General features: G+C 49.1%; 19 protein-coding genes. 8 read left to right on the top strand and 11 right to left on the bottom strand.

All coding sequences use genetic code 11. The features are described 5' to 3' along the window. Positions 1-271: 271 nt before the first annotated feature. A complete protein-coding gene (locus ACO6V1_RS04460; protein ID WP_422465968.1) occupies positions 272-1,861 on the bottom strand; it encodes an ABC-F family ATPase in 1,590 nt (529 codons plus the stop codon). Positions 1,862-2,002: 141 nt separating this feature from the next. Between ACO6V1_RS04460 and ACO6V1_RS04455 the strand changes: the two genes are divergently transcribed. After that, the gene (locus ACO6V1_RS04455) at positions 2,003-2,365 is read left to right on the top strand and encodes a recombinase family protein (protein WP_422465966.1); all 363 of its coding nucleotides are present in this window, start codon (positions 2,003-2,005) and stop codon (positions 2,363-2,365) included. Here the strand turns inward: ACO6V1_RS04455 and ACO6V1_RS04450 are convergent. The 6 genes from ACO6V1_RS04450 to ACO6V1_RS04425 all read right to left on the bottom strand — a co-directional run bounded on the left by ACO6V1_RS04450 (position 2,352) and on the right by ACO6V1_RS04425 (position 11,954). Beyond that, positions 2,352-2,975: a TetR/AcrR family transcriptional regulator gene (locus tag ACO6V1_RS04450; protein ID WP_422465964.1), complete on the bottom strand. Its 624-nt coding sequence runs from the start codon at positions 2,973-2,975 to the stop codon at positions 2,352-2,354. The genes ACO6V1_RS04455 and ACO6V1_RS04450 overlap by 14 nt on opposite strands. A 182-nt stretch (positions 2,976-3,157) precedes the next feature. Next, positions 3,158-5,512, bottom strand: coding sequence for an alpha-galactosidase (locus ACO6V1_RS04445; protein WP_422465962.1), 2,355 nt, complete (start codon positions 5,510-5,512; stop codon positions 3,158-3,160). Between the two features lie 14 nt (positions 5,513-5,526). After that, positions 5,527-6,939 carry an MFS transporter gene (locus ACO6V1_RS04440; RefSeq protein ID WP_422465960.1) on the bottom strand — a complete coding sequence of 471 codons (1,413 nt, stop codon included), beginning with the start codon at positions 6,937-6,939 and terminating at the stop codon, positions 5,527-5,529. Between the two features lie 42 nt (positions 6,940-6,981). Continuing rightward, positions 6,982-9,396 carry a glycoside hydrolase family 2 TIM barrel-domain containing protein gene (locus ACO6V1_RS04435; protein ID WP_422465958.1) on the bottom strand — a complete coding sequence of 805 codons (2,415 nt, stop codon included), beginning with the start codon at positions 9,394-9,396 and terminating at the stop codon, positions 6,982-6,984. A 9-nt stretch (positions 9,397-9,405) separates the two neighbouring features. Then, positions 9,406-10,800, bottom strand: a complete 1,395-nt coding sequence (locus tag ACO6V1_RS04430) for a hypothetical protein (RefSeq protein ID WP_422447197.1) — start codon at positions 10,798-10,800, stop codon at positions 9,406-9,408. A gap of 236 nt (positions 10,801-11,036) precedes the next feature. Beyond that, on the bottom strand, positions 11,037-11,954 hold the full coding sequence (locus tag ACO6V1_RS04425) for an alpha/beta fold hydrolase (RefSeq protein ID WP_422460543.1): 918 nt from the start codon (positions 11,952-11,954) through the stop codon (positions 11,037-11,039). A gap of 162 nt (positions 11,955-12,116) precedes the next feature. Here ACO6V1_RS04425 and ACO6V1_RS04420 point away from each other — a divergent pair, with 162 nt between their 5' ends. The 4 genes from ACO6V1_RS04420 to ACO6V1_RS04405 all read left to right on the top strand — a co-directional run bounded on the left by ACO6V1_RS04420 (position 12,117) and on the right by ACO6V1_RS04405 (position 15,173). Further along, the gene (locus ACO6V1_RS04420) at positions 12,117-13,568 is read left to right on the top strand and encodes a DUF6937 domain-containing protein (RefSeq protein WP_422447201.1); all 1,452 of its coding nucleotides are present in this window, start codon (positions 12,117-12,119) and stop codon (positions 13,566-13,568) included. Between the two features lie 230 nt (positions 13,569-13,798). Next, positions 13,799-14,635: a putative RNA methyltransferase gene (locus tag ACO6V1_RS04415; protein WP_422465956.1), complete on the top strand. Its 837-nt coding sequence runs from the start codon at positions 13,799-13,801 to the stop codon at positions 14,633-14,635. Between the two features lie 82 nt (positions 14,636-14,717). Beyond that, entirely contained in the window at positions 14,718-14,882 is a 165-nt protein-coding gene (locus ACO6V1_RS04410) for a hypothetical protein (protein WP_422465954.1), read from the top strand. Between the two features lie 153 nt (positions 14,883-15,035). Next, positions 15,036-15,173: a hypothetical protein gene (locus ACO6V1_RS04405; protein WP_422460535.1), complete on the top strand. Its 138-nt coding sequence runs from the start codon at positions 15,036-15,038 to the stop codon at positions 15,171-15,173. Here ACO6V1_RS04405 and ACO6V1_RS04400 read toward each other — a convergent pair. Next, on the bottom strand, positions 15,170-16,657 hold the full coding sequence (locus ACO6V1_RS04400; RefSeq protein ID WP_422465952.1) for an SLC13 family permease: 1,488 nt from the start codon (positions 16,655-16,657) through the stop codon (positions 15,170-15,172). The two genes, ACO6V1_RS04405 and ACO6V1_RS04400, sit on opposite strands and share 4 nt — an antisense overlap. A gap of 186 nt (positions 16,658-16,843) precedes the next feature. Between ACO6V1_RS04400 and dbpA the strand changes: the two genes are divergently transcribed. Both dbpA and ACO6V1_RS04390 read left to right on the top strand, forming a co-directional pair. After that, complete coding sequence (dbpA, locus tag ACO6V1_RS04395; RefSeq protein WP_422465950.1) at positions 16,844-18,244, top strand: ATP-dependent RNA helicase DbpA; 1,401 nt, start codon at positions 16,844-16,846, stop codon at positions 18,242-18,244. Positions 18,245-18,561: 317 nt separating this feature from the next. Continuing rightward, positions 18,562-19,563, top strand: coding sequence for a hypothetical protein (locus ACO6V1_RS04390; protein WP_422465948.1), 1,002 nt, complete (start codon positions 18,562-18,564; stop codon positions 19,561-19,563). A 99-nt stretch (positions 19,564-19,662) separates the two neighbouring features. On the opposite strand, the gene ACO6V1_RS04385 is transcribed toward ACO6V1_RS04390, so the two are convergent. The 3 genes from ACO6V1_RS04385 to ACO6V1_RS04375 form a co-directional block, all read right to left on the bottom strand. After that, positions 19,663-23,256: a hypothetical protein gene (locus ACO6V1_RS04385; protein WP_422465946.1), complete on the bottom strand. Its 3,594-nt coding sequence runs from the start codon at positions 23,254-23,256 to the stop codon at positions 19,663-19,665. A 31-nt stretch (positions 23,257-23,287) separates the two neighbouring features. Continuing rightward, complete coding sequence (locus ACO6V1_RS04380) at positions 23,288-23,524, bottom strand: hypothetical protein (RefSeq protein WP_422447217.1); 237 nt, start codon at positions 23,522-23,524, stop codon at positions 23,288-23,290. A gap of 114 nt (positions 23,525-23,638) precedes the next feature. Beyond that, positions 23,639-24,598 (bottom strand): hypothetical protein, encoded by a 960-nt coding sequence (locus ACO6V1_RS04375; protein WP_422447219.1) that lies wholly within the window; start codon positions 24,596-24,598, stop codon positions 23,639-23,641. Between the two features lie 320 nt (positions 24,599-24,918). On the opposite strand from ACO6V1_RS04375, the gene ACO6V1_RS04370 reads away from it, so the two are divergent. Beyond that, positions 24,919-26,178 carry a hypothetical protein gene (locus ACO6V1_RS04370; RefSeq protein ID WP_422465944.1) on the top strand — a complete coding sequence of 420 codons (1,260 nt, stop codon included), beginning with the start codon at positions 24,919-24,921 and terminating at the stop codon, positions 26,176-26,178. Positions 26,179-26,251 lie beyond the last annotated feature (73 nt).

Here is a 26,251-nt window from a genome sequence, read left to right as displayed (position 1 = left end):
GACAAACAAGATCAGTTAACAATATAAATAAACAAGTGTGTCATGCTGCGGGGCGGCCATCCGCTGGCAATTGGTTTTTTTTAAGCTACCCTGTGTGCCAAAATCAACATTCTGGAGGCCTGTCATGTTGAACAAAGAACGCTACGAATTGTTGGTGGATATCGGCGCTGACATAGATCGCAGCAAGTACCCTTCGTCCGTGCATCCTGAGCGGAGCCGAAGGGCGCTCAGGGTGAGCGGAGAGTGCGCATCAAATGTCGGAATTATTTAGTTACTCAATTCCCTGGCTGCGCAGGTAATCATCATAAGTACCGTGGAAGTCGACAATACCGGTATCCTTGATTTCGATGATCCGGGTGGCCAGCGATGAGACGAACTGACGGTCATGGGAGACAAAAATCAGGGTGCCTTTGTAGTTTTCCAGCGCCAGGTTCAGTGACTCGATGGACTCCATATCCATGTGGTTGGTTGGCTCATCCATCAGCAGAATATTGGGGCGTTGCTGGCTCAGCTTGCCAAACAGCATACGACCCTGCTCGCCACCGGAAATAACCCGTACGGATTTTTTCAGGTCGCTCTGGGAGAACAGCATCCGGCCCAGCACGCCACGAATCACCTGTTCATCGTCGCCTTCATTCATCCACTGGCTCATCCAGTCGAACAGGTTGATATCCATATCAAAGTCAGCACTGTGATTCTGGGCGTAGTAACCGATATTGGCATTTTCGGACCACTGGATAACACCGGTACGCGGTGCCATCTTGCCTGCCAGGGTATGCAGCAGGGTGGTTTTACCGACACCGTTCTGGCCAATGATGGCGATACGCTCACCCACTTCAACCATCAGGTTGACTTTGCTGAACAGATCTTCTTCATAGCCCTGGCTGAGCTTTTCCACCACCAGCGCATTACGGAACAGCTTCTTCTCCTGCTCAAAGCGGATAAACGGATTCTGGCGGCTGGAAGGTTTGATTTCTGTCAGCTGAATCTTATCGATCTGTTTGGCCCTGGAAGTCGCCTGTCGTGCTTTGGACGCGTTGGCAGAGAAGCGGCTGACAAAGGACTGTAACTCGGCAATCTGGGCTTTTTTGCGGGCATTATCGGCCTGCAGGCGCTCCCGGGCCGCAGTGGCTGCGGTCATATACTCATCGTAATTACCGGGCATCAACTGCAGCTTGCCGTAATCCAGGTCCGCCATGTGGGTACAGACACTGTTCAGGAAGTGACGGTCGTGAGAGATGATGATCATGGTGCAGTCACGCTGCTTCAGGATCTCTTCCAGCCAGCGGATCGCATTAATATCCAGGTTGTTGGTGGGTTCGTCCAGCAGCATAATTTCAGGGTCGGCAAACAGCACCTGAGCCAGCAGCACACGCAGCTTCCAGCCCGGCGCAACGGCACTCATCGGTCCGTAATGCTGTTCAATGGGAATATCCAGCCCCAGCAGCAGTTCGCCTGCACGGGCTTCTGCTGAATAACCATCCATCTCACCAAACTGAACTTCTAGGTCAGCAACCCGCATACCTTCTTCTTCGGTCATTTCAGCTTTGGCGTAAATAGCATCCCGTTCGGCTTTTACTTTCCACAGCTCGGCATGACCCATAATCACCGTATCGATCACCGTGTAGTTTTCATAGGCAAACTGATCCTGACTCAGCTTGGCCATACGTTCATGGGGGTCTTTACTGACAGTGCCGGATGTTGGCTCCAGCTCTCGACCCAGAATTTTCATGAACGTCGATTTACCACAACCGTTGGCACCAATGAGTCCGTAACGGTTACCTTCGCCAAACTTGACGGATATATCCTCAAACAGGGGCTTGTCACCGAACTGCATGGTCACGTTAGAAGTTATCAGCATAACCTTTTGCTATCCTCTCTGGCGATCTGTCTGACCAGACCAACCACAATCATTAATAGGTAAACGGCAACTATGACACAACCTGCCCAGACAGGGCGAGCGAAGGTCGTGCCGCGCCTCTATAGTTATCAAAGGTGCTCCATGCTTTCCCAGGTTGATGGTGATACAGTTCGCCGTCAAACTGACGCCGCCCGTGCATACGCTCAACAGGAAGGGCTTACCTTCTCCGACCAAACATTTTCTGATCTTGGTGTTTCCGGTTACAGGAATAAAAAACGGTCAGGGCTTGAGGCATTGCTCCACGCTATCAATACAGGTGAAATCAAAGCCGGTGATGTAATCTTTCTGGAACATACCGACCGACTCAGCCGGAAAGGCTTCGACGATACATATAGCCTCGTTCGGGAAATTGTCCAGACCGGAGTTTCCCTGTACGTTGATTCGGAGAAGCTCCTCCTCGACCGCAAAGCCCTTAATGATCTGGTATTCTTTACCATGACTTAAAATACCCGGGCGCACTGGACACCATGATATCAATGAAAATATCCCTGAACTGCTCAGGAGTGCCCGCATCGCTGGCAAAACACAGTCTCATTGCAGCAGCAAACTGAGTGGTCAGCAGCAAAATATAGCGTTTGAGTTGATCCCGGTCTTCCGGCTCTCTCAGCTCAAGCAATTTGTGGTAAATTTTGTCGGTGTTAATTTCACAGTCCCTGATCGCCAGTTTGCTTAGCTCCGGGTTAATGGCGTCAAACCAGATCTCCCTCAATGCCGGTTCGTTTTTATGCAACCGGTAGATATCATCAAAGTTTTTCTCAAAAACCCGCGTAATGTCACTGAAGCTTTTCAGTTCGGCAAGGTTGTTGTCGAGGATGGCATGGATCTGATCGATAAAGTGCTCAGCAAGAGAAAGAACCAGGGTGTCTTTGTCTGAAAAGTACTGATAAATAGAACCGGATGAGGTATTGGCCCGTTTGGCAATGTCAGTCATCTTGAGATTACCAATGCCTTTTTCTTCAATCAGCGACTTAACCGCCTGAAGAATGACAGTGACTCTCGCCCGACTTCTACTCTGTGCGGGACTTCGCCGGTTGGTCACTTGTTGTAAATCCATCTTGGTCACTCTTTGCGCGCATCGGCGATAATTTTGGGTTGGTAATACGTTGGTATTCCGGGGCTACTGCGCCGGGTGTTTAGGAAGCTGGCTGCTGGCTTCTGGCCGCAAAAGCACAAGCGGCCTGTCTTTTTCGGGCAACGGGCTTTTGCGACATTAAAATACCATGGCCATGTATCTCATTACAGCTGCATGATATGGAAAAGCCGGGTACCAAAATCACCAATGTGCGACACCTGCTCAGACATTTCAGTTCCCGTAAACTGACTCTTTAACGGAATGCCCAGATGTTGCAGCTGGTCACCATACAGAGTGTAGGTTTCGTTATTACTTGGGTGCAAAACCCGGTTGGCAACGATACCGTGTAAAATCCCCCGGTCTTTGATATTTACAGGCAGTTCTTCGTTCACCAGATCGCCAAACTGACGAATATTGTGAAACTGTTCCCTGCTGGTTACCTGGTAAAGCCCATCGGTATTCAACATTGGCAGTTTAAGGGTTTTCAGTGTGGGGTTGGCTTGCTGAAGTCCCTGGAAGAAACCAGCCACGGCTTCGGTTTTATCGTCATTGACCACAATCCAGGCGGTTTGCTGATTGCCACCATCAATGGCGAGACGATAAAAATCCCCCTGTTGCAGCAATGTCCTGTGCTGCTTATAGAAGCGGATTTGCTTCATAATCACCTTTTCTTCAAAGGTGGTTAGCCTGGTTAAATCCAGTTGATAGCCGGATAAACCAAAACAGGAGACATTAAAACGTGACTCAATCGGCGTATGCCTCAACACCTGATGAGATGGATGCCCGCTGACATGGGCACTCATACAGCATTGCGGATACAGTAAAGAGAAACCCTGCTGAATGGCAACCCGCTCATAGGCATCTGTGTTATCGCTGGTCCAGGTCTGGGGCATAAAAAAGGTCATTCCCAGATCGAAGCGATTGCCACCGCTGGAGCAGTTTTCAAACAGAACCTCCCCAAACGCCTCTTTCAGTTTAAATAACAGGCGGTAGAGCCCAAGTACGTAGCGGTGATAGAAGCCGGATTGCTGATCGGGCGGCAAATGGTTTGAATAAACATCGCTGAAATTACGATTATGATCCCACTTCACATAGCTGACTTCTGCACGACGAAATACATCCGCCAGCTGCTGATACAGGTAGTCAATAACCTCTGGGTTCGACATATCCAGAAGCAGCTGACGCCGCCCCAGAGAGGGTTGTCTCTTAGGTGAAATAACCGCCCACTCGGGATGCTGACGGAAAAGATCGCTGTCTTCAGAGACCATTTCCGGTTCAACCCACAGGCCAAACTGCAGCCCCTGCTGACGAATTTTCCGGGAGATTCTTGCCAGCCCGCCGGGCAGTTTCTTTTTATCCTCAACATAATTACCCAGGCCGGATGTTTCATCATTCCGGTTACTGAACCAGCCGTCGTCTAAAACAAACAGCTCAACGCCAAGATCTTTTGCTTTTCTGGCCAGCTTCATCAGCTTGCCTTCATCAAAGTTAAAGTAGGTGGCTTCCCAGTTATTTGCCTGAACCGGGCGTGCTTTATTCTGCCATGGCTGGGGAATCAGATGAGTCTTGATGACCCGATGGAAATTATTACTCATTTTGCCAAGGCCCTGATGACTGAATGTCATGACAGCTTCAGGACAGGTGAACCGTTCCCCTTCCGCCAGTGACCAGCGAAAGTCAGAATCAGAAATACCCAGCATTATGCGGGTCTGGTCGTAGGGCGACACTTCAGTGGTGATTTTGTGATTGCCGCTGTAAATCAGACTGAAGCCATAACAGTCGCCCGTCGTTTCCCCGCAGTCTGGCTTAGCCAGAGCCATAAAGGGATTATGGGTGGCACTGCTGACACCACGGTTGCTGCCAATAGAAAACACTCCCTTGTAAAGAGCGTGGCGCTGTAGCTGTCCTTCGGCAATCCATTTCCCGGTTAAATGAAGGGCATCAAACGCCGGGGAGGAAAGGTCGAGATTCATACTGCAGGCTTTATCAACCACCACCGGTGTTGAACCCAGGTTAATAATTTCCATGCTGCGACAGATCACATCCTGCTGTACAAAACAGGTGTAGTGCAAATGCAGTTCTACCGGTTTGATTTTCTCCCGAAGCACGATGGTTAACGATTGATCACCATCGGCGGGTGAGTGCGTCTGTGGTAACCCATCCAGACAGGGTTTGTTGCTGTTCAATTCATATCGATCAAACACAAAATCCGATGTACTGCTCCCGTCATCTGCGTAAATAAGATGCAGACTGGATTCACGATAATCGCCTTTGCCAGAAGTGCTCACTTCCTGTTTCCGGGTTTCCAGGCAGTAACGCTCATCTTCTGAGGAGTAAGCCGTGGTGGAGCCGAGCTTGACCTGATACGAATGATCAAGGATCGACAGGTTGTCCCGATGCTCCAGACGTTGACCATAATAGAGATTTAATAAATGGCCAGCGTCTGATACTTGTACAACATAGCTGCTGTTCAGGGTTTGCAGATGAAAAATCTGCTCATCATTATTGACTGCAATCACAAATAATATCTTTTTCAGGCGGTAGCAAAAGTGTTTTCAGCAGGTTCAGGTTCGATCTGAGCCATCACCTGTTTTTCATCATATTTACCCATCAGGTACGTTCCCAGAAACGCCAGACAGCCCGCCAGTAATGCGGACAGGGTAACACCCAGAGTGGTGGGCTCCGGAGACAGGTCAGCCGCTTCAGCAATGGAGCCAATGATGATGATGGACGGAAACAGCAGAGCGGTTAAAGAGGTTGCCGCTTTATAGGCAAACATGTTGGCACCAAAAAACATGGCTTCTTTATGATTGCCTGTTTTTGCAGCATCAGATAACGCCAGGTCTGCCACAATAACATTGGGAATAATGCCCATAATCGCCAGAGGAAACGGCATAAACGCCAGCAGCGCCCAGCCAAGTATATCCGGACGGCTGACAAGGGAACAAAGGGAAAAACAGCTCAACAATAGGCCCTGAACAAACAGAGCGGTGCGGAACAGGCTTTTTTTGGAATATCTTTTCGATAATGCGACCACAGCCGGATACAGGGCAAAACTGGCCAGAAACAGCAGCAGCATAATGATAGAAGCGGTAGATTCCTCGAGTCCCATCAACATGGTGACGTAATAAATAGCGCCCACTTCCAGAAAGAAGCGCGTCATAAATGCCAGACCGTTACAGGCGGTAAAACGGGAAAAATTTTTGTTGGCCATGGCGGTTTTCAATGAGGTCAGCATATCTTCATTGGTTGAGCTGCCCCGGCAATCGCGTTTTTCATTAATCGCCAGAACAGGAACGACCATGGCCAGCATGCCCAACACAGAAAATAGTGATACGGCTATCTGGATGGCTTCTACCGGCGTATAACCAAGGGATTGAATGTAGTCTTTGATGACCCAGATCAGCTGTCCAAAGGCAAAGGCCAGTGCCCAGGAAACGGAACAGAAGGTAGAAATCATAATCCGGTCATGGTCGGTTTTGCCCAGCTCTGGAATCAGTGACATATAAGGCACGACATACATGGTCACACTGACCGTCACAATGACACAGCACATCACCAGCCAGACAATATTCAGGCTGGACACAGTATCCACCGGAGGAAAGAAAATCGCTGCCGACATCAGCCCGGTGGGCAGGAAGCTGAGCATCATAAACAGACGTCTGCGGCCAAAACGACTTGTGGACCGGTCACTGAGATTGGCAATAATCGGATCGGTAATGGCATCCAGGGCCCGGTTTAAGGCATAAATAAGCCCCACGGTGGTGATACCAAAAAGCACCGGTGCCCGGGATATAAACTCAGGAATCTGGCTGGCCGACTCCGTCGCCGGTGGGTAGTAAAAATAAGTAATCAGAATTGAATACGAAAACGTGGCCAGACACCAGCCAAAGTTGCCAAAGGAGAAGAAGAATATCTTCCATTTTGAGAGACTGTTACTTTCCATGGAAACTCCATAATTTTGGTTTTAGGCTCACATTTATGTATATCAATTGTCGTGAACGTCGAGTTCAATGCAGTGTTGCCCGAAACGAGAGGATTTAACCCTGACCTGTTCATGGCCAGTGACGCCTCTGGTTCTCACCCAGAAGGCGGTTCTGCCAGCGGTTAAAGAAAGAAAGTCTGGCCCCATTAATTCCAGTCCGGCACTGACTTCGACCTGAATTGGATCATTGGCATAGGGACGTACGACACTGTCCTCATCCACACACTGAACGGTGATGCGAGTGACATCATAGGTATGCCGGTGTTGCAACCGCGACTGGTCGGCTTTAACGTTAAGCCTGGCTTTTCGGGACTTGCTGCGTGTTTTTTTTATCACACACTGGTCGTGTTTATAACCTTCAATGCGATAGCTGGCTGATGCATCGCCCCAGTTGCCAACGTATTTTAAAAACAGGTTAACGCCGTCCTGAATCGATTGACGGTTTTTCTTCAATATCCAGAACATCTGCGCCTTTTGCCAGAGGTTTAATCCGTCTTGCCCTTTGCGCATGATGATTGAAAAAAGCTGGCGAATGGTTTCAGCGTCGTCAGGGCTGAATGGTTCATTAACAGCAATCTGGTCGCCAATAAAATCATCAATAACCACCGGTGGATGGGGCAGATGAGGAAAGCTGTTTTTATCGGGATAAAACGTCTGGATGTAACGATCATTCTTAAACAGTTTGATACTGTCACAGTTGGTGAATACCCATAATGCACCGGCCTGGCCAGCCGCATAATCACCGTTTTTCATATTGCCAGCCAGTTCCATGACCGGCATCTCATCCTGCTGACTGGCATAAACGGCGGCGGCGTATTTGGGCTCCCGGAACATATCAAGCACGCCGTGATAACAAATGCGATCACCACTGCCGAAATCTTCATGGGTATTGTAATCAAACAGGGACCAGCCAATAGCACCACAATAGTCCGCGTGACCAAAGGTTTTATTTAACACTCTGGCGTGTCGTAATGCCTGTTCCAGTAAACGGTCCTGACTGTCAAACGGCTTGGTTGGAAACATATGGCCACAGTGCTCAGTCACCAGATAAGGCACATCAGCACCGGCCACCTGCCTGCGGCTTTGCAGTGGCTCGTTATTTCCGGTGTGGGAAAAATCATTGTAGGTATAAACGTCTTCTAACAGTTCGCTATTGCCAATACACCGCACGCCACCGGTCGGGCGTGATGGGTCCAGTTGGCGGGCAAGGACATTGGTTGCCTTATAAAGATCATGGTGGTCAGGGGATTCATTGATACGAACTCCCCAGATAAAAACAGAAGGATGATTGACATCCCGCTCAATCATTCCCTGAACATTGTCCATTGTTCTCTGCTGCCATAAAGGTTCTTCACCAATATGCTGCCAGCCTGGAATTTCATTAAACACCAGCAGGCCAATTTCATCACAGCGATTGAGAAAATGGCTGCTCGGTGGATAGTGAGATGAGCGCACACAATTACAGCCCAGTTCAAACTTCATAAGCTCGGCATCGCGAGCCTGTGCACTTTGGGGCATAGCGTAGCCCACATAAGGGTATGACTGATGGCGATTCAGGCCAATCAGCTTGACCGCTTTGCCATTGAGATAGAACCCGTCGTTTTTGAAAGCAACCGTGCGAAAGCCGAAGCGAAATGTTCTGGTATCTAACGGTGTATCGCCAGACAAGTGAACCACCAGCTTATAAAGCGCCGGGTTATCCAGCTCCCACAGCTTGACATCGGACACTGTAAAATGATGTTCAATCCGTTGGGTATGATGCTTTGACAGCGTTACAGCAACAGGTTCCTGGTGGATAACCTGATCATTCAGGTCACACAGGGCAATCTCCAGATTTAACTCACTGTCGTGTAAATCAGGATTGGCAATGTCAATGGCAAGGTGGACTTTCTGGTTGTTATCGTTATCCGGTGCAGTATGAATCCGGGCGTTTTTCACATAAATGTCTGAGACGAGAATCAGCTCTACTTCCCGATAAATGCCGCCATACGTCAAATAGTCCACAACATGGCCAAATGGCGGTATTAATGGATCTTCAGAAGCATCAACAACAACGATGATTTCGTTATCCTGACCCTTTTTTACATAAGGCAATAGATCAATTTCAAAAGGTAAATAGCCACAGTGATGTTCACCCACCAATACCCGGTTGAAAAATACCTGACAGGAAGACATCACGCCTTCAAACCTTAACAGCGCATGACTGGCATCGGCAAAATGCTCAAAGGCTATCTGTTTGCGATAGGCTGATTGAAACTGATAGGCGCGTTCATCAAAATTGTTGTAAGGCAGCTCCCTGTTGGTATGAGGAATATCGACCTTTGAGGCATGGCTTTCCCACGCCAGGGAGTGAATATCAGACGGATCAATATCTGCTATGTATTGCCAGTCAAAATTAAGATGAACGCGCTTTCTCATGACCCGAACTTACTTCAAAATGTCAGTGTTGTATTCTAAGAAAATACCGAAGCCAGTAAGGTCCAGGTTAGTATCCGCACCCACCATGAATCGATAGCTCAAACCTTCACCGCCATAGTTATGGAGCAGTTCCAGGTTGATTTCGGTGTAGTCTTTTTCAGGACTCAGCATCTCTTGATTAAAGGACAACTTACTCAGGTCAGTATCAGTTGCCATGGCTGCAACCCCCTGGAAACGCCATTTCTGCAAACCAACGCTGTCCAGGTCATAACCACCCACGACAAAGTAAGTACGCTGATTAGCCAGGTCGAAGCTGTTCACAACCGCCATATCACCCCAGACAGCGGTACCACCACCGGCCTTTCTGCCATTCTGAGTACCAAAACCCCGGAAGCTGTCCTCACCGATCTGGGTAACACCAAACAGAATATCGAAGTCGCCGGTATCCAGGCCAATACCAAATTCGGTGACATCGGTCTTATGATCAGAGTTCCGTGTGCCATCACCTTCTTCCATTCCGTACTTAACCAGGAACTTGATGATCTTGCTGCTATCGTAGTTATCTGAGCCGGTCAGGAAGCCTATTGGAATACCGGAATAGACTTCGATAATGCCGTTCTTTTGAAAATCAGGGGCTACTGAGTAGGAGGCGCTGCTGACGTAGTAATCGGTAACGGTATGGAAACCAACGTTGTAAATTTCGTCGTATGAACCGAAGTCTTTATTGTCTTTCAAGTCATCTTTGAAATTAACCGTTTTGGTCGAATGGATATCACTGTAACCCGTAAAGTAATTTGCCCAGGGCTGAATCATGCCCCAGTCCCATTGGTACTGGCCGGTCAGCGAGGCCCCTTCATAAACTTCGTGCAAGGCACCGTAGGTGTAATCCGGACGGTGCAGCAAATTATAAATCGTGGGCGTGAAACGACCTACAGACAACTTGCCGTAATTGTCCTGATCGCCAAGACGAACCTGAACGTTGGCGTTGCCGAGCTTGCCAACCAGCTTGTCTTTTGTATCATCTTCATAATAACGGCCGTAATCTGAAGACACAGGTAGAGTGATTGGTCCCATCGACATAGAACCACGAACATAACCCTTCTGGCGAAGGTTTGGAGCCGCACCCAGATAACCCAGTTGTACACCAATCACATCGAATAAATAACCGGACTGCCAATCCAGCCAAAGGGATGAACCAATTTCATCCATATTGATTTTGGCAGTACCGGAAATGGGCGCATTTTTGGAATTGAAATCATGAGTACCAGACAGGTTATAAATATTAACCTTGGCTTTCATATCTAAAGTTGAGTCTTGTAGAAAGGCGTCAACACTGGCGTTAGCACAGGATGCTACGGCCATAGACGACATTAGCAACATATGACTCAAAGGTTTTAGTTTCATGATTCACCCCGGTTTCTGTGTTAAGCGCAACAACTTGGCTGTGTTCGAAAAAGATAAAAAGTGAAATTTATTCATATTTTTATGTGAGGCATACTGCTCTCGAAACAAAGAAGCGTCAATACAAAATATGAAGATGGTTCACTTTTTTTGATCTTTGTCAGTTTATGAGGGGAAATGATTAAAAAAGAGACGAAACAGACTCACTCGGTAACATCAATACAGAGTGAGTTTGAGGATTATCGAGTGGTGATCCAGTTGAGAATGTCCTGGTAAAACTCATCACGATTGGTTTCATTAAACAGCTCATGGCGGGCATTTTTGTACAGACTGATATCCACCTGTTTAAGCCCGGCGGATGTTAAAAACCGATACAGTGATTGTACGCCTTTCCCCATCCGTCCAACGGGATCTTTATCCCCGGCGACCAGATAAACCGGCAATTCAGACGACATTTGTCTGGCCGTGGACATAGAATTAATACTTATTAATCCGCCCATAAAGTCATGCCAGAACTGGGTGGTGCATAAAAAACCACAGAGCGGATCGGCGATGTATTTGCCCACCTGTTCCCGGTCCCGGGATAACCAGTCAAAATCGGTTTCAGCATTTTTAACCGTTTTATTGAACTGACTGAAACTGAGCCAGCCTAACAGCCTGGAAGGGTGTCGTTTACCCTGAACAGCCATCTGAATTCTGGCAACCAGTCTGGCCAGATGGAACAGAGCCGGATTTTGATGGTTGGAACCACAAAGAATCAGGCCTTCTAACTGGTCTCCATAGTTTGCCGCATATTGCCTGGCAACAAATGACCCCATGCTATGCCCCATCAGAATAACCTTAAGACCCGTGTTCTGTGCAGCATAAGCGACCACCTTATCCAGGTCTTCAATCACCTTTTGCCAGCCCTGATGGTCATCATAATGGCCCTGCAATTGGGCATTTTTTCCATGACCTCTGTGGTTAGCGCCGAATACGGCTATTGCGTGTTCATTGCAGAACCGAGCAAAGGGCGCATACCGGTCAACGTGCTCTCCCATGCCGTGACTGAGTACAACGGCATGCCTGGCCGGGCAGTCCGGTAACCAGCAGCGGACCTGAATTTCTCTGCCATCGGGTGTGAGCAGTGCATGGCGGGTTGGTGCTTGTGTTTCCACGGCGTTATTCTCCTCCCATCAAACAATTCCATGATTCGGATCAATATATGAATTCGACTCACCTTTTGACAGGGCAGCATAAGAAAAATCATAATAAATGTGAAACCCATTCATATATTTTGCTGTTTTTATTTTTTGCACTGACCTGCACAAGGTACTGTTATGGATCTTACGTCATCAATTTTTGGCAACAGGCAACCCACTGCCGTTGTTAAAAAAGCCACTAAAGCCAAAGCAAGTTATCTGAAAAAATTTGGCGACGACCGTCATATATCCTACCCGCTGAGCAGCACCTTCAACCCGGTCATCGGCCCGGCACTGGGCGTACAGAATATCAACCTGAATAACACCGGTGAGCCCATTGATACCAAAAAGGGAATTATCATTGGCAATATTCGAATGGGTTATGGCCATTACCGAATATCAATGGCTATCGCCTCTGCAGCCAGACATCTTGGCTATACCCCATACTGGCTGGACCTGAATGCCTATCAGGAAACCACAGGCGGACAGGTGATCAGTCACCTTAACAAACTTTACTCGCTTGGATCCCGTCTTTCCCAGAAATATTCACTGTTTAACTCGTTATACTGGGAAAAGCTTAACAGTGAAGGTTTCAAAAAACTCAGCTTCAACGCCAAAGATCAGAAAGTCAGTGAGCTAATGGCTACTGTTCTGGGCAATCTGCCTGACGATATGCCATTCGTGGGGACTCATACCTGGCCAGCTCAGGCTGCCATTCATGCCGGAATGAGCAATGTGATTAATGTGGTTCCGGATAACTGGCCCATGGCGCTGCATCTGTCAGAAGGTGCCCGGCATGTGGTACAAACACCCTCCAGTTACTTTGGCTACCGAATGTTAAAAGGCATGGATGGTGACAAGGTGTTAAAGCCAATGCCAGCGGACAGCATTTTTCATACCGGGCATTTTATTGACCATGAACTGCTGGTTGATCTGAAAGGCGATTGCCAGAAGCGGAAGGAGCGCCTGGATAATGGGAAGCCGGTCAGAATACTTCTGACCATTGGCGGTGCCGGCGCACAGTTTGAAATCTATCGATCCATTATCAGGCACCTCCTGCCACAGATTATCAACCGTAAGGTCAGCCTGCTGATCAATGTTGGTGATTATAAGAACGTCTGGGAACAGCTGGTCGCCGATATCCCTGAGCTGCACAAGGCGCATTTGTTGGATAATGACTGGGAGGGTGTTCAGGCTTTCGCCAATCCGGACTCCGATCAGTCAATCGAAGGGATTCACGCATTCTATAGCAGTGATGTTTTCTCCGCCGTTTATACCACCAACCTGCTGATGCGAATCACCGACTTTATGATAACCAAGCCCAGTGAGCTTGCTTTTTATCCGGTGCCAAAGCTGTTCATTCAAAGAGTGGGTGGGCATGAAGCCTATGGTGCTTTAAGATCTGCCGAAATCGGTGATGGTACCGTAGAGTTTGAACAAACCGATGCCGCCATTCAGATGATGCAATTAATGATAGACGACAAGAGTATTATCAAAACCATGTGTGACAATATTCTGAAAGCGCAGTCTGTGGGTGTTTATGATGGGGCTTACAAAACCGTTGAAATGGCTGTAGCTGGGAAAGGTTGAGGCAATTGTACTGACTGAGGAATTGTCCCGGAATAAGTTCCGCTTTGACTGGGACTTGTTAAGCTTGCTGGCTGCTAAAGCACTGGCGGCCTGTCTTTTTCGGGCAGCGGGTAGCGCTTACAGTAAATTTCATAATCAGGCTGCACTGCCAGCAGGAAACCATCGGCAGCCGTTGCATATCTGCCAGAGACCATTAAAATCTCTGGCTTTTAGCCATACTGCCCATCCCGATGTCCATCTTACTTCGTTGCCCGGTCTGTTATGAAACGCTGAGGTCAGAACCCAAAAGCGCTGTGTGCCAAAATAACCATCGGTTTGACCGGGCGCGCCAGGGCTATCTGAACCTGCTGCCCAGCAATAAGAAACGCAGTAAAAACCCCGGCGATGATCAGATGATGGTCGAAGCACGGACACGGTTTCTGAATCACGGTTACTATCAACCTGTCGTTGATGCCTTGATTGATAAACTCAAGTCGTTCGGTAATGAAGCACCGCAACGTATTCTTGATGCCGGTTGCGGTGAGGGCTATTACACATCGGGTATCAAAGAGCAGCTTGAAGACAGCTCAGTCTGTGGATTTGATATTGCCAAACCCGCCATCCTGGCCGCCAGCAAGCGAAACAAAGCGATAGAATGGCTGGTTGCCAGTGTCAGTGAACTGCCACTGATGGGCGAGCAGTTTGATGCTGTGATCAGCATATTCTCCCGCAGTGACTGGCCTGAGTTTTCCAGAGTTCTGAAACCTGGCGGGCATATTGTTCTATTGACCCCCGGCCAGAACCACCTGATGGCTCTTCGCTGCGCCATTTATGATGAGGTACGTCCTTATCCGGAAGATAAACGCCTGCAGGATCTGCCGGAAGATCTTGCCCTGCTGGAAAGCCAGACCATCCATCACCTGATGATGCTGGAAAACACTCAGGCCATTATGGACCTGCTGGCCATGACCCCTCACTACTGGCATGTCAATGCCGGACAAAAACAGCAACTTGAGCAACTGGGTCAGCTGGAATGTGAACTGGAAATGCGTCTGTCGGTGGTACAAAAGCGCCACCCATCAACATAGGTAAAAATACTGTCTTACATCAATTTTACCAAACGTGACTGGTGGTATAACTGAGCCATGGCCATAGCCCGGGGGGGTTACCATGTTTCAGTTAGCTCAGATTATCACCGGCAAAAGTGAAAAAGACCTGTTCACTGTTCTGGCCCTCAAAGCTGATATTATCCTGTTCTTTGTGGCTGGTCATGTTGTCGCGACGGTCGGTTATAATGCCGTCGTCTATGCCAGGCGGCTGGAGGAGTCTCATTGATTCTATCGCCGGTTCCCGTCAATCGGGAACCGGTTTATGTCCGCTTCTGGCAACATGGTGATTGCCATGCCCAATATATTGCCCGATTGAAGAAACCAATCATCAATTTCAGGGATAATAACCAATATCGAAGACAACTGAACCAGAAGTAATATGAAAAAAGAAGCAGTAACCACCTGGTTTCTGGAAATGACCTCGCAGGATGAATGGCTCCATAAACCCGTCACCCATCCAGATTTTGTCATCCGGGAGTGTCAGGTAAAGCAGTTTCAATTCAACCGATTTCTCTAAATAACAAATTTCACCAGCCAGTGGCTCAACAACGTGATAATTACAATACCCGCAAGGTTCAACACCATACCACTGCGTACCATGTGTCGAATTGGCAACATGCCTGAGCCATAGACTATGGCATTGGGCGGTGTCGCCACAGGCAACATAAAGGCACAACTGGCAGCAATAGCGGCAGGGATGGCAAGAATAGCCGGGTCCATTCCCTGTGACATGGCCAGGGCTCCCAAAGGAGGAAGGAAGGCGGCAGTGGTTGCTGTATTACTGGTGACCTCGGTCAGAAAAATAATAATAGTGACAACCAACGCGATGGCCATCAAAGGAGGCATATCCCCAAGGATGTTTAATGATCCGGCAATCCACTCTGCCAGCCCTGTTGTTCGAATCATTGATGCCAGGCTCAGGCCACCACCAAACAATAACAACACATCCCAGGGAAGACGGTGCATCTCCTTCCAGCTCATCAGAAACTCAGGCTTGTTCCAGCGGACGGGCAGGATAAACAATAGAACGGTGGCCACCAGGGCAATCATGGTATCGGAAAGCGCCAGTGCTGGCATCATTGCCCCCAGCCAGGGCCGCAGAACCCAGGCAAGAGCCGTAAGAAGAAAGATCGCGGTGACTGCTTTTTCTGCACCGCTCATTGCACCGTTCTTTTTTTGCTGCGCCTTAATGGACTCTCTTACTCCATGGTTTTCTTCCCCGCCCAGACGGTAGCCAAAATAGCCCAGCCAGATGCCGGTAATTGCCAGCAAAATGATTGATGCAGGCAGGCCAATGAGCAGCCAGTGAACAAAACCAATCTGGATACCGTACTGCTCCTGAAGAAAAGCCACCAGTAATGCATTAGGCGGCGAACCGATCAGGGTGCCAAAACCACCGATTGAAGCCCCGTAAGCAATGGCCAGCAACAAAGCGACAGGAAAGCCATGACTCATCTTCCCCTGGTGACGAATCATGGCGATAACCGATAAACCGATGGGCATCATCATAATCGTGGTTGCCGTATTGGAAACCCACATACTGATCAGGGCTGTGGCAATGATAAAACCAAGCACCAGTCGCTTCTCCCCTGTGCCCGTAATCAACATGATTCTCAGGGCTATACGGCTGTGCAGGTTCCAGCGCTCCATGGCAAGGCCAAGCACAAAACCGCCCATAAACAGGAATATTACTGGATGTGCATAGGGAACAGCTGCTTTATCAATGGTGGCCAGACCAAGCATTGGCGACAACACCAGGGGGAGCAGTGCGGTAATCGCCGTCGGGAGAATTTCGACCGACCAGAACACTGCCATCATCATGGTAAGGCCAGCACAGTGCCAGGCCATCTCATTCATCCCGGCCGGGGGGGCAACCAGTAATGTGAATAGCTGCAATACAACGCCAATCAGAAGTCCTGTGAGCCAGAAGAGCGGCTTCCCTTCCTGAGTACTTTCCTGCTGTGCAGACTCTGGAAGCAATTCCGGAGAACCTGATTTCATGATTCGCTCCATTGCATTTGATAAAATTTATAGTCAATTCAACCGTCAATCAGTTAATAGCACCGCTTAGGCCCATCAAACAGCAAGGCTTATGATGAGCTGCGGTAATGATTCACCGTCATTAAGGGTAGACTCTGTTATAATCATTTACCTATTCTGTACCATGGCACACGCCAAGAGCCTGATTTGACTGCACCTATTCTTACCCCCACAGCGTCTACCCGCTTTACCAATCTCTCCCTGCCCGATGCCCTGCTGCAAAACCTCGATACTCTGGGATACCGGGAAATGACCCCCATTCAGCAGAACAGCCTGCCAGAAATTCTGGAAGGCCACGATGTCATTGCCAAAGCCAAAACCGGCAGTGGCAAAACGGCGGCCTTTGCCATTGGCCTGATTGTCAAATTGAAACAGCGGGATTTTGGCTGCCAGGCACTGGTTCTCTGCCCGACCCGGGAACTGGCAACCCAGGTTGCCCAGGAAATCCGGCGTCTGGCGCGCTATCAGCAAAATATCAAGGTTGTTACCCTTTGTGGTGGCCAGCCTATTGGTCCACAGATCGGTTCACTGGAGCATGGTGCCCATGTGGTTGTCGGAACCCCCGGGAGAATCCAGGATCACTTGCGGAAAAAGACCTTATTGATCGATCGGGTCAATACGCTGGTGCTTGATGAAGCCGATCGCATGCTGGATATGGGCTTTATTGATGCCATTGAAAATATCATCGACCATTTACCAGAACAGCGACAGACTCTCCTCTTTTCGGCCACTTACCCAAGCGGTATCCGGGCATTAAGCGAACGTTTCCAGCATCAGCCGGTTACCGTTACCGTTGAGAGCACCCATAGCCATGAACATATTGAGCAGCGCTTCTATCACGCCGAAAACGCCGACAAACCCGCCATGCTGATCAAGCTGTTGCAACACTACCAGCCTGAGTCCAGCGTAATTTTCTGCAACACCCGGCAAATCTGCAAAGAGGTCGGCACTGAACTCTACGAAGCGGGCTACAAACCGGTAGTGCTGCATGGCGATATGGATCAGAAAGAGCGTGACCAGATGCTGGTACGATTCGCCAATCAGAGCGCCAACCTGTTGATTGCTACCGATGTCGCAGCCCGGGGATTGGATATAGAAAACCTTGCCGCAGTGATCAATTACGATCTGAGCCGGAACCCGGAAGTACACGTTCACCGGGTTGGCCGCACCGGGCGGGCGGGTAAAAAAGGTCTGGCACTCAGCCTGCATACCCGGCAGGAGCAGTACAAGCTGGATAATATCAGCGATGACCTCAAGGGTCCCCTGGTCTTTGGTGACCCGAAAACACTCACCGGAAACCAACAGCCAGCCCCGGCCCCCATGGTTACCCTGGCCATTGATGGTGGCCGAAAGCACAAAGTCCGCCCTGGCGACATCCTCGGAGCGCTGACCGGCGATGCCGGGATTCCCGCAGACCAGGTCGGCAAGATCAATATTTTTGACTTTACCGCCTATGTGGCGGTCAAACGGGAAAATGCCCGATCTGCACTGAAAAAACTGGAAGCAGGAAAGATTAAGGGCAGAAAATTCAAGGTTCGGCGTTTGTAGTCTTCATTAGCCAATCGTCTCCCGGTGCATGGTTTCAATGAGTTTGACGTGTACAGTCTCCGTTCACCCTGAGCGTCCTTCGACTCCGCTCAGGATGCACGAAAGAAGGGTGGTTGGTACGATCTATCAGAGTCCGGAGTTTCCGCCCTTCGACAGGCTCAGGACGAACGTAGTGCGGAGGCACGACAACCTGTCAAACCCATTGAAACCATTTAATAGCGCCCCCTTTGAAAGCCTGATCGGAACTAAATCAGGCTTCTCCTGTCCAAAAGAGGTATGACACTGACTATTTAATCCAGCACAAGGAGGTAATTGAAATGACTGCTCAGATTACACCCCCCTCTCCTGCACAGGGCTTCGGCACTGGTTCGGAGCCAACCCGGTTCGATCCCCACCCTGCATATAACCGACCTGCATTTAATGGACATGGTGCCAAATTACAACCACCATCCCAGTCGTATTTTGCTCAGCCGAAACGCAAACCTGTACCACCACCTTCGGCTCAACCACCGGGCTTACCTCATAACGTAAAGAGTGTGAATCCTGACATTTCCGTCAATGGAGCCCCTGCCGTAACTCAACCTCCCAAGGCTGAAGATCCCGGAAAAATGGCTGAAGCGTTGCAGGCGCTGGGCGATGAGGAACTGCTCAATCGGGGTAAAAACCAACTGGAACAAGCTGAAAAGGCCTATACCGCCTTTGGTGAAATGAACATTGCCCTTAAGGCTCGGGATACCCTTGAAATCTTTGCCGCATGCGCCAAGGGTCTCAAGGGCCCTGGTAGTGTAGGCTGGTTTACAAATTCGCAAGAGATGATTACTGCCTTAAAAAATATTGAGCTGCCCCCCGACGCGCCAAAAGACCTGACCGTTACCATCACCTTCCCACCACCCAACCATCAGGCCATCTCCCTGATTCCGGTAGGTGCTGGTCTCGAACAAAAAGCGCCTATAGAGATCTACCGTTGTTACGTCCACGCGCTTGGTGCCATGAAAAATCAGGCCCGGGAACTTAATGCAGACCAGGGGCTTGCTCAAGCTGAAGCAAAGCTGAATGATCTGCTGGAAACGCTGAAGGCTATCCAGAAAGAAATTAATAAAAGAAAGGAGAAGGGCAAGCTTCCTGTGAGAGCGGCCGATGTTCAGTTTGAAGCCCGATATTATTCCCATGTGGATAAGGGGATCACAATCAGTCGACTGGCAAATGGCGAGGAATTCCCATTCCATGATGCCGCCATCCAGGGCAAAGGCAAGGTTCCCACCCCAGCGCCACAACCCGAAGAAGCTCCAGCTCCAACGCCAGCCCCTGAAGAAGACTGAGCACATCATTCGATAATCTCCGTCCACCCTCGTTCCCCTGCTCTGCCCGGGAACGAGGCATGAAGGCGGCCCCATAAATAACTGTTATTTCATAGGCCATCATTTGCTAAACAGCGCATTATGGTGTTTGCTCAGTGTTTTCATAGCACTGTCATGCTTCCTGCTGTTGCCTGATTCAGCCGATTCACTGGCCTTGTTCAACAGAGCCAGACGAATCGCTCTCTCTGAGGCACCGTTTTCCAAACCAAGAAAAGCGAGCGCTTTTTTCTGCTGTGCAGTGGGTTTGGCCAGAAAACGTCCACTATCCTGAGCCTCGGTGGCAATGTATTTTCTGGCCGTCTTGGCAATATCTTTTGAAACTTTCAGATTACCTGCATTTTTTTGCAACTTGTCAAAGGCATTTTCAATAACACTGGCTTCGTTATAGGTACTCGAAACACCCAGCGTTTTCTTGTCCCTGGCCCTCTCCTCTTTTGGTATGGCGTCTGTTGATTTGGCATTCCTGGTGGCGTTTATCTGACCAGCAACGACAGACTTCACACCACTCACATCAACAGGCTTGTTTACTATGCCCGTTGCTGGCCTCGGGGCAGGTGAAGAGGGAGCAGGTGTGGTACTTGCCGGGGCCGAAGCAGCCCGCAGGCTCTCTTTCCGACGCCTGGCGATCTCGCCGATATTAGCCGTTGATTGACGGACGACCTCAGCCCTCTCCATCGGGGCTGACTCTTTCGCTACATCCGTGGCAAAGTCGGGCTCGGGACTCAGCGTCTGTGTTTTCCCCAGATCACCTTCATCATCAGAGAAGTAATCAGAATCGCTTACCGAGTCCTGAGGTTCTGGGCTCTCAGCGGTAAATTCAGCTTCATCTGGAGTAATAGCCTGAGCCACGTCACTATCATCTGATCGCTGCATCACGCTTTCTGACTGTTCAGAGTCATCAATATCAGTGACTTCATCAGGCTCACTGAAACCTTCATCGACCAGTGTTTCCTCAGTCAACTCCGCTTCGGTCTGGGGCGACTCAGTATCAACATCTATCTGGTCATCGCCAACCGTGGTTGTATCACTGTCGATGTCACTCTCATCTGATCGCTGCATCACGCTTTCTGACCGTTCAGAGTCATCAATACCTGTGACTTCATCAGGCTCAGTGAAACCTTCATCGACCAGTGTTTCCTCGATCAACTCCGCTTCGGTCTGGGGCGACTCAGTATCAACATCTATCTGGTCATCGCCAACCGTGGTTGTATCACTGTCGATTGGCGCACTATCTCCAGACCTTTCACTTGCACTGACATCTATCCCCTGATTTTCGTCTGGCGCGGTACTATCATCGCCGGAGACTTCTGGCTCCGGATTTTCGTTTAATGCGGTACTATCATCGGAGACTTCTGGCTGCGAATTTTCGTCTAGTGAGATACCATCATCAAAGACCTCTGGCTCCGGATTTTCGTTTAATACGGTACTATCGCCGGAGACCTCTGGCTCAGGATTTTCGTTTAATGCGGTACTATCACCGGGGACCTTTGGCTCAGCAAACAACTTTTCGATGCCATCAAGCTCACTGTAATCTTCCTCCTGATTGTCGTCTAATGCGGTACTATCACCGGAGACCTCTGGCTCAGCAAACAACTCTTCGATGCCATCAAGCTCACTGTAATCCTCCTCAACTGATGTTTGCTCAGTCGATTTTGCTTTGGTCTCGATCGTTTGAGTATCATCCTCGTTCTCAATTGACTGAGTATTATCTTCATTCTCTATCGACTGAGTATCAGCTTCAGTCTCAATCGGCTGAGGATCAACTTCGTTTCTGATCGACCCAGCATCAACATCACTTTCAGCGACAACTCCATCAAGCCCACTGCCACCATCCCCGGCTGATGTTGTCTCTGTCGATTCCTCTTCTGTCTTGAGCGACTCGGCATCACTTTGATCGACTTTACCGGCGGATAAACCACTGTCTAATGCTGCATTGTTGGCGGAGTCCCCTGGCTCAGCAAACAACTTTGCGATGCCATCAAGCTCACTATCATCCTCCTCGACTGATGTTTTCTCAGCCAATTTTGCTTTGGTCTCGATCGTTTGAGTATCATCCTCGTTCTCAATTAACTGAGTATTATCTTCATTCTCGATCGACTGAGTATCAGCTTCAGTCTCAATCGGCTGAGGATCAACTTCGCTCCTGATCGGCTCAGCATCACTTTCAGCGACTCCACCAAGCCCACTATCAATATCCCCGGCTGATGTCGTCTCTGTCGATTCCACTTCTGTCTTCAACGACTCAACATCACTTTCCGCGACGCCACCAAGCCCACTGTCGCCATCCCCGGCTAATGTTGTCTCTGTCCATTCCTCTTCTGTCTTGAGCGACTCGGTATCACTTTGATCGACTTCACCGGTGGCTAAACCACTGTCTAATACTGCTTGGTTGGCGGAGTCCACTGGCTCAGCAAACAACCCGGCAACGCCATCAAGCTCATTGTAATCCTCACCGGTACCGCCGGTTTGCTGAGTAGCATCGGGCTGTGGACTGGTGTCTATTGCAGAGTCTGTTTGCCCGGAAGGACCCTGCATGATGCCGGGGATCAGCGAAGTGTCTCCTATAACAGGATTATCAAACGTCACTGCTACTGCGATATCTTCCGGGGGGGCTGTATCACCTCCGGCATCCGCAGAGTTGATGGCAATATCCTGATCAGCCGGGCTTGTATCAGTCAGACCCTGCGCTGTTGTTTCAGGCCTTACAGAGCTGTCATTGTCCGGCCCCACCTCAGGCTCGGTTTGAGAAGGCTGGTTCGTTGTGGCTGTATGCACTGGCCCTGCCAGAGAACTTCCCATTGTTTGTTGTTGAGCTATCGGACCACCATCAATGTGCGTGGCACTGACAGAACCGTCCTCAACTCTGGCCCGCACATTGATGGTCAGCAGACATTGTCTGTTCTCAAGTCTGGCCAAGTCATTAATACCCGAGGACTCACCTCCGATTTGTTGATCGATATCAGAAACTTGCTGTTTCAGATTAGCGATTTCCCGGTCAGTGCTGGCCTGATCAAATGATGCGAATTTCTCCTTGTTATGCTTGTCAAGAATCTCTATGGCTTTCTCCATCAGCTCGCCCAGGTTGGTCTGATTTTCCAACTCTTCCCCGGGGGGGATCAGGCTCAACTTTTCGCCACTTCCAAGGGTAATTTTGACCTTCAGGGCGGGCGGGAACTCTGTCTTTTGAAGTGCCTCAAGAGCCCCCTTCGGGCTATCGTTCTGAGCCTTTTTCAATTCAGCTACTGACTTTTTCAAACCACTCAGAGAGGCCGTTACCGCCTTTTTTTCACTACTTTTCTTAAGCAGTCCGTCGGCCTGTTTGAGCAACTGGCCTTGCGTTTCCTTCAGTTCTGCCTGGCCAGGTTTATCCAGCTGATCACCCTTAACAGAGGGCAGCGATTGATCAGTAGCCTGTTGGATATTCCTGTCACTGAGCGCTTTATCACCGATGGCATTCCCCGTATGGTCAAAACTGTCTACCCCCGATTGGCTCACTTGTGGTTGCACATCCTGCATGACTTCAGCCTGATGAGTCGCAAATTTGCCCACAGTCGTTTGAGACGATGGCAGTGGCACCGAAGCATGTTGGGCTGAGCTGGGGTCAATGGCACCAGAAGGGATGCTGCAAAGTGGGTATCTCAGGAAATTGTGCATGATTCATAACTGGTCAGAAGTATTGCCATTGCTATCGGCAGCAGTCAGGAATTAGCAAACCATCAGCCAAATGAGCGTAGTACTTATTCCAGCATACCCAGCCCAATGCCGGATCCTGGCTTAGGGTACCCAATAGTTCATCATATTCCTCCGGACACCCCAGCTGCTCGTAAAGCACATAGCTTGACGCAAGACCAAAGCAACAGCCTTTACTGAAATTATAAAGTCTTGCCTTATCCGAACCATCAAACCGGGTTGATAGTGACATCAGGCTCTTAAGCAAAAACGGATATCTGATCACACTGAACCCGATCAGTCGGCGGGAGTGGCTCTGTTTTCATAGGCCTTCCTGACACAACATGACCGATCGCAAAATGTCGCTTCATTCATCCGAGTGGTCACTGGTTGCTGGCCGCGATGGTTCCATCAGGATGCGATCACGAACTGACTTGTCCAGGCCTTGCAGCGCAGAGATAGAGGATGCCCAGAGTTTATTGGCAACCCCGCCCAGCACCCAGGCATAAAACACCTGGGCCGCCAATACCGAAGGGGTCTGTTTGACCATAATTTTCTGGAAAATATCTTTATGGGACAAACCCAGGGCCCGGGCGTTTGCGTGGGTTTTCAGAAAATTATTCAGCACCCCGACAACTCCGCCCAGACTTGTCTGGATAACCGTCATTTGTGCCAGGGATATCTCTCCGGCCTGATGACGGGCAATCAGATGGCGATCATTGCGGTCCAGACTAAACATCAGGAAAGTACTGAGAAAATTGCTGGCACTGCCACGCACAGGGTGTGCCAGCAACCCTTGCAGGAAGTGTTGAGGCCCTACCGCTGATGTATTCTGCCGGACCTGTCGGTAGACCTGCATGGAGGTCATGGGCTGACTGGCGCAGGTCATCATGGCCGACGAGGCCGCATCCACCAGCAGGTTTAACTTTTCCTGTGGCTGTTTTGTTGAAGGAATATCTGTTTCATTGATGTTCGCCAGCCTGCTGATGGCCTGTTCACTGGCCAAACGGGCGGTGTCAGCGATGAGATAACGAATGCCGGTGCGGCCCAGGGCAGGCAGCCACCCCCGTGACGAAAACATAAGGTGCAGCTCAGGCCGTTTTCCATCGTATTGTGACTGCATCAATGGCCTGGCCAGGGAGGTGGTTATTGGCGTATTCATCAAGGCAGGTAATAACATGCTGTTGCCTGCCAAGGCCGTCAGTGTGGTCAGCCGGTATCCCCAGGACAAGACCTGAACCTGCTTTTCTGCCGGTTGAACGTCTGCTTTTTTTGGGTGCTCCGCAGGGGCTGACGATGAAGAGGTCGCAGACGGTGAAACAGGCATATTTTGACCTCCGGACAGGATATTTACGTTATAGTTGGGTTTCCGGCTGATGTCATGAAATTAACCTACTATTCTGATTACTCATTTATTGTTTCACCGGAACAACAACGAAATAAAAAACCATGCTTGCATCTGCACAATACTTTCAACCTCCGGGCATAATGCCTTCATTATTGCCTGCACCTGATAACCAGGCTGACAATTCAACAATTAAACCGATAACAGCCGAAACACACACTCAATATGACTGGGCAAAAACACTTTCAAAGTCCATTTTCCAAAGATTTATTAAACATGCACAGGCCGCACGATTTATTTCCATGGACTTATTACAATGGGAGTCATTAAAAGAAATCAGTACAATTTTAACCATCTGGGATACTCTGAAAAAACACATTCCCTACAGCCCTGATGATAAATTGATCGTTTTAGATGTGGGTGCGGGTCCAAAACCAAAACTGGGGGCATGGATAGCTTTAAATACTGACTGGCCAGTGCTGTCCATTGACCCGGTATTACAAACACCAAAATCAGTACTGCCTGACAATCTGACGCTGATCGCCAAGCCTGTCGAAGAGGTTAATCTATCGGAAAAATATGATCTGTCAGAATATCATGTGGTTGTTTTAATGATGCATGCTCATGTTTCAACGGAGCAGGCATGCCTGCCAGTCAAGACTTGCAAACGGCTCTCATTGATTACCATTCCATGCTGCGGGTTTACTTCCAGACAGAACAGCATTCATAACGTCCCCTTTGATTTTGAATTTGAAGCCAGAGATATGTCACCCACCCGTGGCACTGTGCGGGTATGGCGTTCCAAATCCTTTCCTCTCATTCCGACTCGACCATTGCAGAAAGATAAATGTATTGGCATTGAAGAGGTGAATGAAGTCCATCCGCTATACGCAGAAAAAAATGTTCAGCATATTAAAGTGGATACTGCCAATATATATTCAGAGTATGACGACACTACTGAACATATTGATCATTTTATCAATCACTGGCAAATATCACTACGTTCTTCCCGACATCTAATGTCTGAAGATGTATTTAGCAGACCCTGGTTATTCAGGAAAAACAATATGATTAGCTGGTTATCCCGAGCCATTCATGTTGAGGGAATTGCAAAAGAAATATTGCCTGATAAATACGCTGATAGAAAGACTCAGGAGAGTGTATCAGTCGTTATTGTCGAAGCAGGAAGAACCCCCCGTTTTGGCGCATGGCTGTCCGGCAAACTGAAGAAAAAAATGATATCTATCTGCAAGCCCTCTGATAGCAAGCAACTTTCACCTCACTGGAAGGTGGGTGTTAATCTTGAAACATGCAGCCTTGAAGATCTGGATATTGAGAAAAAAAACTATGTAGTTATCGTTGTCAGCGATGAGTTTACACCGGACGGGATTGCGCCTCTATTTCATCAGGCAAATCGACTGTCAATGATTTTTAATACCAGCTACCCATGCCATCGTCGTGGACAAATCAAACCAGATGAAAGCCGACTGATCTGGAATGTCATATCGCCACTCAGAAGGTTTCATATCTGGCACTCAGTGCCTTTATCAGGCAGAACCTGAAGCGCTCCCGGTATTGGAACTATTCCCTTTTCGAGTGGTCATATATTGCACAATAATTCAAACGGTTGCTGAG

Origin of the sequence: Endozoicomonas sp. ALC013 (genome assembly GCF_049310205.1) — a bacterium.
Classification (GTDB): domain Bacteria; phylum Pseudomonadota; class Gammaproteobacteria; order Pseudomonadales; family Endozoicomonadaceae; genus Endozoicomonas.
This window is presented reverse-complemented; position numbering and strand designations above follow the sequence as displayed.

What these genes read in the sequence shown, in the direction of transcription:
- ACO6V1_RS04405 (WP_422460535.1), top strand. Translation starts at nt 15,036, where the DNA reads ATGAAAAAAGAAGCAGTAACCACCTGGTTTCTGGAAATGACCTCGCAG.
- ACO6V1_RS04430 (WP_422447197.1), bottom strand. Translation starts at nt 10,800, where the DNA reads ATGAAACTAAAACCTTTGAGTCATATGTTGCTAATGTCGTCTATGGCC.
- ACO6V1_RS04420 (WP_422447201.1), top strand. Translation starts at nt 12,117, where the DNA reads ATGGATCTTACGTCATCAATTTTTGGCAACAGGCAACCCACTGCCGTT.
- ACO6V1_RS04370 (WP_422465944.1), top strand. Translation starts at nt 24,919, where the DNA reads ATGGACTTATTACAATGGGAGTCATTAAAAGAAATCAGTACAATTTTA.
- ACO6V1_RS04455 (WP_422465966.1), top strand. Translation starts at nt 2,003, where the DNA reads ATGCTTTCCCAGGTTGATGGTGATACAGTTCGCCGTCAAACTGACGCC.
- ACO6V1_RS04450 (WP_422465964.1), bottom strand. Translation starts at nt 2,975, where the DNA reads ATGGATTTACAACAAGTGACCAACCGGCGAAGTCCCGCACAGAGTAGA.
- ACO6V1_RS04415 (WP_422465956.1), top strand. Translation starts at nt 13,799, where the DNA reads ATGTCCATCTTACTTCGTTGCCCGGTCTGTTATGAAACGCTGAGGTCA.
- ACO6V1_RS04375 (WP_422447219.1), bottom strand. Translation starts at nt 24,598, where the DNA reads ATGCCTGTTTCACCGTCTGCGACCTCTTCATCGTCAGCCCCTGCGGAG.
- ACO6V1_RS04380 (WP_422447217.1), bottom strand. Translation starts at nt 23,524, where the DNA reads ATGTCACTATCAACCCGGTTTGATGGTTCGGATAAGGCAAGACTTTAT.
- ACO6V1_RS04460 (WP_422465968.1), bottom strand. Translation starts at nt 1,861, where the DNA reads ATGCTGATAACTTCTAACGTGACCATGCAGTTCGGTGACAAGCCCCTG.
- ACO6V1_RS04385 (WP_422465946.1), bottom strand. Translation starts at nt 23,256, where the DNA reads ATGCACAATTTCCTGAGATACCCACTTTGCAGCATCCCTTCTGGTGCC.
- ACO6V1_RS04390 (WP_422465948.1), top strand. Translation starts at nt 18,562, where the DNA reads ATGACTGCTCAGATTACACCCCCCTCTCCTGCACAGGGCTTCGGCACT.
- ACO6V1_RS04440 (WP_422465960.1), bottom strand. Translation starts at nt 6,939, where the DNA reads ATGGAAAGTAACAGTCTCTCAAAATGGAAGATATTCTTCTTCTCCTTT.
- ACO6V1_RS04410 (WP_422465954.1), top strand. Translation starts at nt 14,718, where the DNA reads ATGTTTCAGTTAGCTCAGATTATCACCGGCAAAAGTGAAAAAGACCTG.
- ACO6V1_RS04435 (WP_422465958.1), bottom strand. Translation starts at nt 9,396, where the DNA reads ATGAGAAAGCGCGTTCATCTTAATTTTGACTGGCAATACATAGCAGAT.
- ACO6V1_RS04400 (WP_422465952.1), bottom strand. Translation starts at nt 16,657, where the DNA reads ATGAAATCAGGTTCTCCGGAATTGCTTCCAGAGTCTGCACAGCAGGAA.